At 62.3% G+C, this 11,753-nt stretch carries 11 protein-coding genes and 1 pseudogene; 5 read left to right on the top strand and 7 right to left on the bottom strand.

Features of this window, described 5'->3' with window-relative positions; all coding sequences use genetic code 11:
• Together WA943_RS11755 and rmuC are read right to left on the bottom strand one after the other, a co-directional pair.
• Nucleotides 1-135, bottom strand: a pseudogene (locus WA943_RS11755) (pirin family protein); the annotation flags it as partial.
• Between the two features lie 146 nt (nt 136-281).
• Complete coding sequence (rmuC, locus tag WA943_RS11750; protein WP_424470069.1) at nt 282-1,856, bottom strand: DNA recombination protein RmuC; 1,575 nt, start codon at nt 1,854-1,856, stop codon at nt 282-284.
• Nucleotides 1,857-2,039: 183 nt separating this feature from the next.
• On the opposite strand from rmuC, the gene WA943_RS11745 reads away from it, so the two are divergent.
• The 4 genes from WA943_RS11745 (at nt 2,040) to truA (ending at nt 4,784) form a co-directional block, all read left to right on the top strand.
• Complete coding sequence (locus tag WA943_RS11745) at nt 2,040-2,471, top strand: hypothetical protein (RefSeq protein ID WP_424470068.1); 432 nt, start codon at nt 2,040-2,042, stop codon at nt 2,469-2,471.
• 81 nt (nt 2,472-2,552) lie between these two features.
• A complete protein-coding gene (def, locus tag WA943_RS11740) occupies nt 2,553-3,077 on the top strand; it encodes a peptide deformylase (RefSeq protein ID WP_424470067.1) in 525 nt (174 codons plus the stop codon).
• A 28-nt stretch (nt 3,078-3,105) separates the two neighbouring features.
• The gene (gene fmt / locus WA943_RS11735) at nt 3,106-4,044 is read left to right on the top strand and encodes a methionyl-tRNA formyltransferase (protein WP_424470066.1); all 939 of its coding nucleotides are present in this window, start codon (nt 3,106-3,108) and stop codon (nt 4,042-4,044) included.
• Nucleotides 4,044-4,784, top strand: a complete 741-nt coding sequence (truA, locus tag WA943_RS11730) for a tRNA pseudouridine(38-40) synthase TruA (RefSeq protein ID WP_424470065.1) — start codon at nt 4,044-4,046, stop codon at nt 4,782-4,784. The genes fmt and truA overlap by 1 nt, the downstream gene beginning before the upstream one ends.
• Before the next feature lie 362 nt (nt 4,785-5,146).
• Here the strand turns inward: truA and murI are convergent, their stop codons facing one another.
• From murI to WA943_RS11705, 5 genes are all read right to left on the bottom strand, one after another.
• Nucleotides 5,147-5,971 (bottom strand): glutamate racemase, encoded by an 825-nt coding sequence (gene murI / locus WA943_RS11725; RefSeq protein ID WP_424470064.1) that lies wholly within the window; start codon nt 5,969-5,971, stop codon nt 5,147-5,149.
• On the bottom strand, nt 5,968-7,158 hold the full coding sequence (gene dapE / locus WA943_RS11720; protein ID WP_424470063.1) for a succinyl-diaminopimelate desuccinylase: 1,191 nt from the start codon (nt 7,156-7,158) through the stop codon (nt 5,968-5,970). The genes murI and dapE overlap by 4 nt, the downstream gene beginning before the upstream one ends.
• 46 nt (nt 7,159-7,204) lie before the next feature.
• The gene (gene dapD / locus WA943_RS11715) at nt 7,205-8,050 is read right to left on the bottom strand and encodes a 2,3,4,5-tetrahydropyridine-2,6-dicarboxylate N-succinyltransferase (RefSeq protein ID WP_424470062.1); all 846 of its coding nucleotides are present in this window, start codon (nt 8,048-8,050) and stop codon (nt 7,205-7,207) included.
• A 186-nt stretch (nt 8,051-8,236) separates the two neighbouring features.
• Nucleotides 8,237-9,499 (bottom strand): EAL domain-containing protein, encoded by a 1,263-nt coding sequence (locus WA943_RS11710; protein ID WP_424470061.1) that lies wholly within the window; start codon nt 9,497-9,499, stop codon nt 8,237-8,239.
• A gap of 165 nt (nt 9,500-9,664) precedes the next feature.
• Nucleotides 9,665-11,026 (bottom strand): hypothetical protein, encoded by a 1,362-nt coding sequence (locus WA943_RS11705; protein WP_424470060.1) that lies wholly within the window; start codon nt 11,024-11,026, stop codon nt 9,665-9,667.
• Nucleotides 11,027-11,133: 107 nt separating this feature from the next.
• Between WA943_RS11705 and WA943_RS11700 the strand changes: the two genes are divergently transcribed.
• Nucleotides 11,134-11,613: a glutathione peroxidase gene (locus tag WA943_RS11700; protein ID WP_424470059.1), complete on the top strand. Its 480-nt coding sequence runs from the start codon at nt 11,134-11,136 to the stop codon at nt 11,611-11,613.
• Nucleotides 11,614-11,753: the final 140 nt, after the last annotated feature.

The raw sequence follows: 11,753 nt of genomic DNA, 5'->3' as shown, positions 1-11,753 counted from the left end.
GCCCGCATGGTCGAGCAGCAGGAACGGGCTCACCTGATCGCCGAGTGCATTGTAGGAAAAAAGCGACCGGACCGGGAAACCGTCTCCGACCCAGTGCCTTTGGGGATTGCCGTGAACCCCGAGAACTTTCTTCATCGCACATCTCCTGATGTGGCTCGGGCCGACGGCCCGATTGCCTTTGCGGAGATATGAGGGGTGCGCCGCCATTGCAGTAGTACGCGCCATCGCACACAGCGTTCCGCATATAGGACAATCGAGGCGTCAGGCGGCCTTTTTATGCATCAGGCTGTCTGGTCGACGTCGATCTCGTCCGCCTCATCCGGCTCCGCATCGGCAAGCTCCTGCGCCGTCAGGCCGAGCAGGGTGCTCGCGCTGCCATCCGACAGAACCTCGACATCCTTCAACTTGCGGTTCATCGCTCGCGTCCTCGTGCCGAGCGCATCGATCGTATTGGTCGCCGCGCCAAGCTGCTTTTTCAGCCGCTCGACAACGCGCCCATGTTCCTTGAACTCCGAGCGCACCGCGCCGAGGATTTGCCAGACCTCGCTCGAACGCTGCTGGATCGCCAGCGAGCGAAAGCCCATCTGGAACGCATTGAGAATGGATGCAAGTGTCGTCGGTCCCGCTAGCGTCACCCTGTATTCGCGTTGCAGATGTTCAAATAGCCCCGGCCTGCGCAGCACTTCGGCAAAGAGGCTTTCGGTCGGCAGGAAGAGAATGGCGAAATCGGTCGTGATCGGCGGATTGATATATTTGTCCGAGATCGATTTGGCAAAACTGCGCACGCGAATTTCGAGCGCCGCCGATGCTTCTTCCACGGCGGTGGCATCCGCGCGCTCGGCTGCATGCACCAGTCGTTCGTAATCTTCCTGCGGAAACTTCGCGTCGATGGGCAGCAGCAATTCTTCTTCGATATCCTTGCCGACAAAGCGGATCGCAAATTCGACGCGCTCCGCACTTTCCTTCTTCACCTGCGCATTGCGAATGAATTGTTCGGGCGACAGGAATTGTTCCAGCAACATGCCAAGCTGCACTTCGCCCCATGTGCCGCGCGTCTTCACATTGGTCAGCACCTTCTTGAGATCGCCAACCCCGGTCGCAAGGTTCTGCATCTCGCCAAGCCCAGCATGAACGCGCTCCAACTGCTCGCTGACATGGCGGAAGCTCTCGCCGAGGCGTTTTTCAAGCGTGGTCTGCAGCTTCTCGTCCACGGTCTTTCGCATCTCGTCGAGCTTTGCCGAATTCTCCGTCCGCAACGCGTCGAGCCTGCCTTCGACCGTCTGTCGCAATGCGTCCTGCGCAATGGTCTGCTGCGCCGACATGGCGGCAAGCTCCGTCGCCACCTTGTCGAGCCGCTCGCGCTGATGGACGCCAAGCTGCTGCAATGTCGAGGCGAGAAGATCGGCCGTCTGTTTGAAATTGCCCGTCAGTTCCTCGCGCAATTCGCGCGATGCCGCCGCTGTCCGCGCGCCCGATGCGTCGAGCTTTGCCTCGATGGCAAGGCGCAGCGCCTCGCGGCTTTCGGCCGCCTCAAGCTCCATCTTCGCCATGTCCTGATCGAGCTTTTGCCCGATGGCGGTCACGGGCGCGCGCAGCGCCTCGATCCCGGTATCGAGCTTCTGCGAAAAGGAATCCTGAAAGCCGCGAATATTGTCGCCCACCTCTTGCCGGATGCCGCGCGCCTGCTCCGCCGTGTCGGCCTTGATCCGGTCCGCCTCGTCGCGCAATTGCGGCGCGAAACTGGCCGAGCCGTCGCTTCCCCCGCCGCTGCGCAGAAAGGCGAGCACGGCAAAAAGCGCGGCCAATGCGCTCAAGACAAGCGTGATGAAAGGCAGATAGATCGCGAGATTATCCATGGCTTTCCGAATTCCCACCGGGCACGGCCACGGGAAAGAAGACCTCGCCCATCGCTCGTGAACATTTCGGCAACTATAGCCGATTCCCGCGCCGGCACCTCCCGGCCACCCGCCTGACAAGGCTTCGCAGGCGGCTTTCTGTGTGATTATCTGTAAGAAATGGGGAATTCACTCGGGGGGATCATGCAAAAGCTGTTTGCCGTGCTGGTTGTTTTTTTCGGCCTTTCGGCTTGCGGGCCGATGATGGAAACCCGCTACGACTTCAAGCCGCCGGTCACGAAATCGGGCATGCAATGCGTCCAGAACTGCCAGTCCGACCAGTCCTCATGCCTTGAACGCGGCCAGCATCAAAAGGCCATGTGCCGCAAGGATGTCGACCGCCGGATTGAGCGCGACTACCAGATGGCCAAGGACGATTACATCGTTGCCCTGAAGCTTTATGCCAAGGATCCGGCCAGATTTTCCGAGCCTGTCGAGCCCCGGCGCGGCTATGCCAATTATGGCCAGTGCGACAGCCTGGGCAGCGAATGCGTGCCGCAATATCAGATGTGCTACCGCTCCTGCGGCGGGCAGATTTCGGAATATCAGGTCTGCGTCGCCAATTGCGAGAATTAGCCCGTTTTCAGCCGTTCAGCGCGCAACCGAGCGGCCCGGCCTTGCTTGACGATATTGGCTCGGGAGCTTATCTGAAAGCCTATGGCCATCAGAGAGATCATCACCGCGCCTGATCCGCGCCTCAAGCAGGTATCAAAGCCCGTCGACAAGGTTGACGACGAGCTGCGCCGTCTCATGGACGACATGCTTGAGACCATGTACGACGCGCCGGGCATCGGCCTTGCCGCCGTGCAGATCGGCGTGCCCAAACAGGTCATCGTGATGGACCTTGCGCGCGAGGGCGAGCCGCCCCAGCCGCAATATTTCGTGAACCCCGAAATCCTCTCCACCTCGGACGATCTTGCCGTCTATGAGGAGGGCTGCCTTTCGGTGCCGGAATTTTACGAAGACGTGGCGCGTCCCGCCGAATGCCGCATCCGCTTTCTCGACTATCAGGGCGAGATCCGCGAGATGGATTGCGAAGGGCTTTTCGCCACCTGCATCCAGCACGAGATGGATCACCTGAAGGGCATTCTCTTCATCGACCATCTTTCCAAGCTCAAGCGCTCGATGATGCTGAAGAAGCTCGTCAAGGCGAAGAAGTTTCAGGAAAAGGAACTGGCTTGAGCCGTCGGGCCCCCTCGGATTTGCACCCATGAGCTTGCGCATTGCATTCATGGGCACGCCCGAATTTTCCGTGAGCGTCCTTGCCGAGCTTCTCGGCGCGGGCCACGAGGTCGTCGCCGTCTATTCGCAGCCGCCGCGCAAGGCCGGGCGCGGCATGGCCGAGCAACCCTCGCCCGTTCACCGTTTTGCACAGAGCCACGGACTTGTCGTGCGCACGCCCGTCTCGCTGAAATCGCCGGAAGAGCAGCAGGCCTTTGCCGATCTCGATCTGGACGTCGCCATCGTCGTCGCCTATGGCCTGATCCTTCCCAAGGCCATTCTCGAAGCGCCGCGTCTCGGTTGCCTCAATCTCCATGCCTCGCTTCTGCCGCGCTGGCGTGGCGCCGCGCCGATCCAGCGCGCGATCATGGCGGGCGATGCTGAGACTGGCGTCATGGTCATGCAGATGGATGAAGGCCTCGACACCGGCCCCGTTCTTCTCGCCGAGCATGTGCTGATCGCGCCCACCGCCACCTCCGGCAGCCTTCACGACGAGCTGTCGCATATCGGCGCATCGCTGATGGTCCGCGCGCTCGCCGCCCTTGAGCGCGGCTCGCTCCATGCAACGCCGCAGCCCGATGAGGGCGTCACCTACGCCAAAAAAATCGGCAAGGAAGAAGCCCGCATCGAGTGGTCGCGCCCCGCCAGTGAACTCGATTGCCACATTCGCGGCCTCACGCCTTTCCCCGGTGCCTTCTTCGAAGTCACGCGCGACGGCCTCGCCACGCGTGTAAAAATCCTGCGCGCCTCGCCGACAGGCGGGCAGGGCGCAGCCGGAGAAATTCTGAGCCTTGATGGCGGCATCACCATCGCTTGCGGCGACGGCGCATTGAAAATCACCGACCTCCAGCGCGCCGGCAAAGGCCCGATGCGCGCCGATGATTTCCTGCGTGGGTTCCCGTTTGTGAAAGGCGAAAGGCTCGCCTGATGCCGCGTTACAAACTCACCATCGAATATGACGGCTCGCCCTTTTGCGGATGGCAGAGCCAGCTCAACGGCTCATCCGTGCAGGACGCGCTGGAAGCAGGCGTCAAAGGTTTTTGCGGTCAGGATATTCGCGTCAACGGCGCTGGCCGCACCGATGCGGGCGTTCATGCGTTGGGGCAGGTCGCGCATATCGATCTTGAACAAGCGGTGCGCACTGACGTTCTGCGCGATGCCGTCAACGCGCATCTGCGCCCGCATCCCGTCGCCATCGTCGAGGTCGAGGAAGTTGCGTCCGATTTCGAAGCGCGCTTCTCCGCCATCCGCCGTCACTACCTCTACCGCATCGTCAATCGCCGCGCGCCGCTGACGCTTGATCGCGGACAGGCATGGCTCGTCCACAAGCCGCTCGACGCGGATGCGATGCACGCCGCCGCGCAAAGCCTGATCGGACGACACGACTTCACGACGTTCCGCTCTTTGCAGTGTCAGGCGAAATCGCCGGAAAAAACGCTCGATCATCTCTCCGTCGCACGCTATGGCGACGAGATCGAAATCACCGCCAATGCGCGATCCTTCCTGCACAATCAGGTGCGCTCCATTGTCGGCTCACTGAAACTTGTCGGCGACGGCAAATGGACGCGACGCGATCTCGAACGCGCATTGAAAGCAAAAGACCGCGCCGCCTGCGGCCCCGTCGCGCCGTCCGACGGGCTCTATCTGCTGAAAGTGGATTACGAGTAATGCTTTCGCATTCGGGTCATCCCTAAACTAAACCCAACGCCGTCACCCCGGGCTTGACCCGGGGTCCATCTTCACGCCACGCACCGAGGCATATGGGTCCCGGGAACGAGTCCCGGGACGACGCTGAATTCTTGTTTCACGCAGCACGCGACGATGGCCGCGCGCCGATGATGACGTGGGAAAGGCATTCAATATGGTCGTCATGCGCGGGCTTGACCCGCGTATCCACGTCTTTGCTGCCGTTGGGAAAGGAAGACGTGGATGGCCGGGTCAAGCCCGGCCATGACGGGTGGAGGCTGTCATCCCGGGAACAAGTCCCGGGACGACGCATTATTTTGAGCGAAGCCGCAAACCCGAAGCGTCTACCCGAACTGCAAATCCACCAGCTCGACATCCTTCGCCCGGATCGCTTCGCCGAAGAAAATCCCGCCGACGCGCACAAAGCGTTCGCGGCTGTCCGTTGCCAGAAAACGATTGCGGCCCTTGCTCCGGCGCTTCGTCGCAAGACCCTGCTCGTTCAGCGCCGTCTCGACGGCCTTCGCCGTCGTCTCTGCGGAATCGACCAGTTTCACGCCGCGCCCGACAACCTTGCGAATGGTTTTCGCGAGTACCGGAAAATGCGTGCAGCCCAGCACCAGCGTATCGGGCGACGCCTTGCGTTTGAAGAGCGGCGTGAGATAGCGGCGCGCCGTCGCTTCCACCACATCGCCCGATATCCATCCCTCTTCGGCAAGCGTGACGAAGAGGCCGCAAGGCTCCTGCACGACATGCGCGTCAGGCGCGAGTTCGTGAATGGCGCGCGCATAAGCCCCGACGCGCACCGTCGCCTCGGTCGCGATGACGGCGATGTGATTGGTCTTTGTCGCGGCAACGCCTGCGCGCGCACCCGGCTCGATCACGCCGATGACGGGGATCGGCGCCAGCGCCTTTGTCAGCGGCCCGAGCGCCACGGATGAGGCCGTGTTGCAGGCAATCACGATCATCTTCACGTCATGCGTCAGCAGATGTTTTGTCGTCTGCAGCGAATAGGCCGTCACCGTCTCGGCGCTTTTCGTGCCGTAGGGAAGTCGCGCCATGTCGCCGAGATAGACAAGATCCTCATGTGGCAATCGCGCGCGCAGCGCCTTCAAGACCGTAATGCCGCCGATGCCGCTGTCGAAAACGCCGATGGGTCTGTTGTCGCTCACGATTTCAATGGTCCGCTGAAATAACCGCGCAGGATCGCTTCGTAAATATCGGCGAGCTTCGTCACATCGCCCGCGGGCACATGCTCGTCAACCTTGTGCATGGTGGCATTCGCCAATCCGAATTCGACAACGGGCGCATAGGCGCGAATGAACCGCGCATCGGACGTGCCGCCGGTCGTCGAAAGCTCAGGCTCGAGCCCCGTCACATCCTTGACGGACTTGGCAATCAGTGCCGAAAAATCGCCGGGCTGCGTGATGAAGGCCTCGCCCGAAATCTTCGTCTCGAATTCGTAAGCGCCGCCCATTTCCTGCACGACCTGATCGAAGGTGCGGCGCATCCATGCGTCCAGACTCGCGCCGCTATGCTCGCTGTTGAAGCGTATGTTCATCACCGCGCGCGCAGCGCCGGGAATGACATTGGTGGCTGCATTGCCGGTGTCGATCGATGTGATCTCGAAATTCGACGGCTGGAAATGCGTATTGCCCTCATCGAGCACATGCGCATCGAGCCGTCGCAACATTTCCATCAGGCGTGGAAGCGGATTGTCGGCCAGATGCGGATAGGCGACATGGCCCTGCATGCCGCGCACGGTCAGCCAGCCATTGATGCTGCCGCGCCGCCCGATCTTCACCATGTCGCCGAGCTTCGACACGCAGGTCGGTTCGCCGACAAGGCAATGGTCGAATGTTTCGCCGCGCGCCGCCAGCGCCTTCAGCATCTTCTGCGTGCCGTTGATGCTCGGGCCTTCTTCGTCGCCGGTGATGAGCAGGCTGATCGAGCCTTCGCCTTGTATGAGCCGACCTTCGCGCACAAGCCGCGAGGCGGCGGCAACGAAACTCGCAATCGAGCCCTTCATGTCGGCCGCGCCGCGCCCGAACAATTTCCCGCTCCTGATCTCGCCCGCAAACGGATCGACCGTCCATGCCGCCTCGTCGCCCACGGGCACAACGTCGGTATGCCCCGCGAAACAGAAGTGAGGGGCACTGCTGCCGATCCGTGCGTAAAGATTGTCGATGTCGGGCGTGTTCTCGTCGCTGAAGCGCATGCGCTCGCAATTGAAACCGAGCGGCGCCAGCCATCCCGCCAGCGTCCCCAGCGCCCCCTCGTCCCTGGGCGTTACGCTCGGACAGCGGATCAGCTCGACGGCAATCTCTATCGGATCATAAGGCGCGGTGGGCACGGTCATGACATCCCGTGTACCGCGCCGCCCTGTAAGGCGTCAAATGGCGCGATCAGTCCCGCAGCAACTCGTTGATCGCCGTCTTCGCCCGCGTCTGCGCATCGACCGTCTTCACGATCACGGCGCAATAAAGGCTCGGGGCGGGCGATCCATCGCGATTGGCCTTGCCCGGCAGAGAGCCCGGCACGACGACCGAATAGGGCGGCACCTTGCCGATATGGATTTCGCCGGTCGCCCGGTCGATGATCTTGGTCGAGGCGCTGATGAAGACGCCCATCGAAAGCACCGCGCCCTCGCCGACAATGACGCCCTCGACGACTTCCGAGCGCGCGCCGATGAAGCAATTATCCTCGATGACGACGGGGTTTGCCTGCAAGGGTTCCAGCACGCCGCCGATACCGACGCCGCCGGACAAATGGCAGTTCTTCCCGATCTGCGCGCAGGAGCCGACCGTCACCCATGTATCGACCATGGTGCCTTCATCGACATAGGCGCCGAGATTGACGAAAGAGGGCATGAGCACGACGTTGGGCGCTATATAGGCCGAGCGGCGGACGATCGAGCCCGGCACGGCGCGGAAAGCGGCCTTGCGGAATTCCGCCTCGCCCCAGCCCTGAAACTTCGAGGGAACCTTGTCCCACCAGCCTGTGTCGCCGCCCGGCCCGCCTTCGATCAGCCCCATATCGTTGAGGCGAAAGGAGAGCAGCACGGCCTTTTTCAGCCACTGATGAACTTCCCATGTCCCGTTGAACTTCTCGGCGACCCGCAATTCACCCCGGTCGAGCGCCAGCAGCGCGGCTTCCACCGCGTCCCGCACTTCCCCTTTGGTGCCCGTATTGATGGTGTCACGCGCCTCGAAGGCGGCTTCAACGACGGACTTCAGTTGGGCGGTGCTCATGGAGGCTTCCCGGTAAGGTTTGATGTCGCGGGCAAGATAAGCTCCGCGCGGCCCCTGTCAAACGCCCTCGTTGTCGTCATGGCCGGGCCTGACCCGGCCATCCACGTCTTTCTTCGCCACCGACGGAAAGCAAGACGTGAGTAAGCGGGTCGAGCCCGCGCATGACGAATAGATGGGGGAAAACCCTTAAGCCGCCGCCGAAACCGCTTCCGCGGTCGCCCGCGTCACTTCCTCGCGCACGGGCTTGGGTTCGCCGAAGAGATAGCCCTGGCCAAGCTCGACATTGAGGTCGAGCACGTCCACGACTTCGCGTTCGGTCTCGATCTTGTCGACGATGAGCTGGATGCCATTGCGCTTCAGCACTTCCTTGATGTCGCCGGTATGAATATCGGCGTCGCCCTCATGGCCGCCGGTGAGCAGCGATGCGGGAATTTTCACGAAGCGGAAGTTGCGATCATGCAGCATGGCGGGCGCGAATTTCAGGTTCGTCACCTGATCCATCGAGAAGCGGAAGCCGAGGGCTGCAAGCGCCGACAGGCTCTCCTGCTCGATCGGCCCCATGCCGTTCACCGTCATCTGGCTGAATTCGAAGATGAGGTGCTGCGCGAGATCTTGATTGTGCTGCATGTATTCGACGAATTGCGGGAAGAAATCCCCATCGAGCAGCGAATAGGCCGAGATGTTGCAGAAGACGCCGGCATTCTTGTTGCGTTGCGCGAGCTTGCGCACCACCTGAATGCAGCGGAACAGCAGAATATTATCGACGGTCGGCATCATGCCTGCGGGCTCCGCGACGCGCATGTAATCGCGCGGCATGATGAGCGCGCCCTGCTCTGAACGCAGGCGCGACAAGCCTTCGTAATAGCGCGTCTTGCGCTGCGGCAGCGCGACGATGGGCTGCAGATAGAGATCGACGCGATTGGCTTCGAGCGAGCGGCGGATCGTTTCCAGCAGCTCGCCATCGCTCATCGTCGAGACATCGGGCTCCGGCTCGACGGCGACCGGTGCGAATTCTTCAACGAGCTTTGCCTGCAAGCGGGCGGCCCCGATGGGCACATGCATGGGCATGGGCGGCGCGTCGCGCGTTTCGGCAAGGCGCTTCACCAGCGTTTCGACAACGCGAATTTCCGAGAAGATGCGTTCCATGCGCGCATTGGTCTCGCGCTCGAAGCGTTCTTCCAGTTCCACAATGCGCTCGCCCGCATGATCGAGTTCGCGCGAAAGCCCGGCAGCGAGCCCCGTCAGCTCCGCAAGCTCGCGGCGCACCTGACGCCGCTCGACGCCGCGCGCGATGGAGGCATGGGCCTCCGCCCCGAGCAGGCAGGCGATGAGCCCCGCAAGCATGGCGAGCTTGGGTTCGAGAAACCCGATTGCGCTCAACCCATAGGCAAGAGCCGCCGAGGGCAGGGCGTAAAGAGCAAAGGCGAGGGCATTCTTGAACGGCGACATTTGGCACTCCTGCGGACGGCAGGGCGGCGCGATGTGCGTAAAGCCCCTTGCCCAGGATTGGTCCTGCCCTGAGCTTGGGGCCAAGGTTTTGAGAAAAAGTTAACCATCAGCCCGGAATCCGGCTCACACAGGCATTTTCGCCAGCCGCCCGAGCTTTGCCCCCGGTCAGGCTGGCATCTTTGCCAGCCGCCCAAGCTTTGCCCAATGCATCTTGTAGAGAAGCGATGGGCTTTGCCCCGGCCGGGGCGACACGCGGCGCACCTGCGCAAGCCAGTCCCGCTCCGCCTCCGCCGCCTCTTTCCAGATCGCCTGCGACAGCCGACCGGCCTCCTCCGCCGAGCCGCTGCGCTTCAGCAGCGCCTCGACCCGGGCGACAAAGCTCGCCTCCAGCCGGTCGCGAGCGCCTGCAAAGGCGCGGATGCGCGGCGCATAATCGTCGAGCACGGCGCGATGCAGCCGCTCATGCCCCCACCAGAGCGTTGCGGGGTCGAAGGTGCCGCCCGGCGCGGGGCCGAAATCGGGAAGGGCGGCCCCCTCAAAACCGGGCCCGAAAAACACCGGCTTGAAAATCGACGTATCGGGCGAGGACGTTCCCGTCACCCAGTGAACCGCGCGGCCCTGTCCAAGCTCGGCAACCCACGACGCCGTCGTCTGGCCGAAGCGACGGATCGGCCCCCAGGAGGCATGGGCGCAGACCGAACCGCCCATCACCCCGTCGGGCCGCCAGTTCCGCTCGCGCGCTGCGCGGGGTCCGTGGTCGCGCAATATGGCCATCATGCTTTGCGGATCGTGCCGGCCGCGCGCGTCGAGCAACTCGCTCGTCCGGCACCAGCGCGACATGCCGGTGGCAAAGGCCGAGCGTTTGCGGTTTGCGTAAGCGTCCGAAAAATGAAACGGCGCACCGTCCTTGACGAAGCCGCGCTCGATGGCCTGTGGCAGCAGCCCCTGGCTCGCGCGCTCGAACTCCGCGCCGATCGTATAGGTGTTGGAGATCGACCGCGTCGCCCCGACCCGCTCGGCCACCCATTCGCGCCCGACCGTTTCGAGCACGAAGGCATCGCTCTGATCCGCGATCAGAAACGAATTGTGATATTCGAAGCGCCCCAGATGAGCGCAATTGCCGCCCTGTCCATGTGCTGTGAGAAGCCCGGTGATGACGTCGAGCGCCTCCGCCGCGCTTTTCCCGCGCTCAAGCCCGAGCCGCACAAGGTCCATGCCGAGCAGGGCCGCTTCCTTCTGCGGCGCGATCTTGGCAAACACCGCCTCATTGCCGATGACGACGCCGTGTTCGTTCGCGCCCATCTCCGCGCCCCACATCCAGAAGGGCCGGGACAGCAGAACCGCATGGGTTTCTTCGACCTGCGGAATGGAAATATAGGTGCAGCGAACCAGCGCGCCTTTTTCATGACGCGCACGGGCAACGGCTTGCAGATACTGCGCCTCGTTTGCCTCGCGGTCGGAGTTCTTTGCAAAAAGAAGCGCGCCCGATTTCGTCTGGCCGGGCCGCGCCACCATCGTATCGCACATATGTCTATCCCCCTGCGGCCTGCATCTTAGCGGCGCGCAAGCCTCCCGATGAAGCTTAAACTTCTTCGTGCTAGGATCGGCCATCATCATTCACCGGAGGCTAGCCCATGAGCGCGCATGATTTCGAATTTCGGACGATTGCAGGCGAGGCCCTGCCCATGTCGCAATTCGAGGGCCGCACCGTCCTCGTCGTCAACACGGCAAGCCGCTGCGGGCTGACGCCGCAATATCGCGAATTGCAGGGTCTGTGGGAGCGCTACAAGGCGCGAGGGCTAGTCGTTCTAGGCGTGCCGTCCAACGATTTCGGCGCGCAGGAGCCGGGCACCGAAGCGGAAATTCTGTCTTTCTGTGAAGTGAATTACGACATCGACTTTCCGCTGACATCGAAACAGTCGGTGATCGGCGAGGACGCGCATCCGTTCTACAAATGGATTGCGGAAATTGCGGGCGAAGAGGCCCTGCCGCGCTGGAACTTCCACAAATACCTGATCGGCCCCGACGGCGCGCTGGTCAATGTCTATGGCAGCAAGGTCACCCCGCTCGATCCGGCGCTGGTGAAAGAGATCGAAGGACTGCTGGGAAACTAGGCTCTCGCCATCCCCAACAATGTCATCCCGGGCTCGACCCGGGGTCCGTCTGCTGAAAATGGACTACGAACTGCGCCGTCTTGCCGGGACAAAGGCCAAACCCAACGATGTCATCCCGGGACTTGTTCCCGGGATCCATG

It is taken from the genome of Parvibaculum sp., assembly GCF_049651025.1.
Taxonomy (GTDB): domain Bacteria; phylum Pseudomonadota; class Alphaproteobacteria; order Parvibaculales; family Parvibaculaceae; genus Parvibaculum.
This window is presented reverse-complemented; position numbering and strand designations above follow the sequence as displayed.